We start from the raw sequence: 1,027 nt of genomic DNA on the forward strand, positions 1-1,027 counted from the left end.
CGCGATCTCCTGCGTGACAGGCAGGCATGTTAACCGCTACACCACGGGACCTTGGTTGCGGGGACAGGATTTGAACCTGCGACCTTTGGGTTATGAGCCCAACGAGCTACCACTGCTCCACCCCGCGATAATACTATAAAATAAATGGTGGAGGATGACGGGCTCGAACCGCCGACCCCCTGCTTGTAAGGCAGGTGCTCTCCCAGCTGAGCTAATCCTCCTGGGTTATACTATGATACGCATAAATATTTGTTTTATAAAATGGTGACCCCTACGGGATTCGAACCCGTGATACCGCCGTGAAAGGGCGGTGTCTTAACCGCTTGACCAAGGGGCCCTATATAATGAAAGCGTACATCTGGCGGAGAGCAAGGGATTCGAACCCTTGAGGCAGCGCAAACCGCCTACACGATTTCCAATCGTGCTCCTTCGGCCACTCGGACAGCTCTCCAGTAATGGCTCCGCAGGTAAGACTCGAACTTACGACCGATCGGTTAACAGCCGATTGCTCTACCACTGAGCTACTGCGGAATAATATAATGTGGTTATACTGTTTTCATAACTTGTCTAACAGACCAGCGACGTCCTACTCTCACAGGGGGAAACCCCCAACTACCATCGGCGCTAAAGAGCTTAACTTCCGTGTTCGGTATGGGAACGGGTGTGACCTCTTTGCCATCATCACTGAACTGTTTTTAAAGCCATGATTATTATATCAAACTGATTGAGAAAGTCAATCCTTTTCATGAAAAGATTTCATTCACTCAAAACTGAATAAAAGACATTGGTGTAGTTCAAGTAACTACTTTTTAAGCTGTCCAGCCTCAGCGGCCAAATGCTCGGGTCATAAGTCAAAGCTGCTATGTAGCAAACAGCGCTACTACGCATCTTCACCTTATACCGGTCGCATCTAAACGGCCGCTTCGGCTTTTCATAATAGGTTAAGTCCTCGATCGATTAGTATCTGTCAGCTACATACGTCGCCGTACTTACACCCCAGACCTATCCACCTCATCATCTTTGAGGG

Annotated in this window: 5 tRNA genes and 2 rRNA genes; all 7 read right to left on the reverse strand. The window is 48.6% G+C overall.

From position 1 onward, the window contains the following. Nucleotides 1-52: 52 nt before the first annotated feature. Nucleotides 53-127, reverse strand: a tRNA-Met gene (locus CSV77_RS16705). 18 nt (nucleotides 128-145) lie between these two features. Next, nucleotides 146-221, reverse strand: a tRNA-Val gene (locus CSV77_RS16710). 41 nt (nucleotides 222-262) lie between these two features. Next, nucleotides 263-337, reverse strand: a tRNA-Glu gene (locus tag CSV77_RS16715). Nucleotides 338-359: 22 nt separating this feature from the next. Beyond that, nucleotides 360-451 (reverse strand) — tRNA-Ser (locus CSV77_RS16720). A 5-nt stretch (nucleotides 452-456) separates the two neighbouring features. Beyond that, a tRNA-Asn gene (locus tag CSV77_RS16725) sits at nucleotides 457-531 on the reverse strand. Between the two features lie 42 nt (nucleotides 532-573). Next, nucleotides 574-689, reverse strand: a 5S ribosomal RNA gene (rrf, locus tag CSV77_RS16730). Nucleotides 690-937: 248 nt separating this feature from the next. Next, nucleotides 938-1,027 (reverse strand): 23S ribosomal RNA (locus CSV77_RS16735); the annotation flags it as partial.

This window comes from Sporosarcina sp. P16b (genome assembly GCF_002743065.1).
In the GTDB taxonomy this organism is placed as follows: domain Bacteria; phylum Bacillota; class Bacilli; order Bacillales_A; family Planococcaceae; genus Sporosarcina.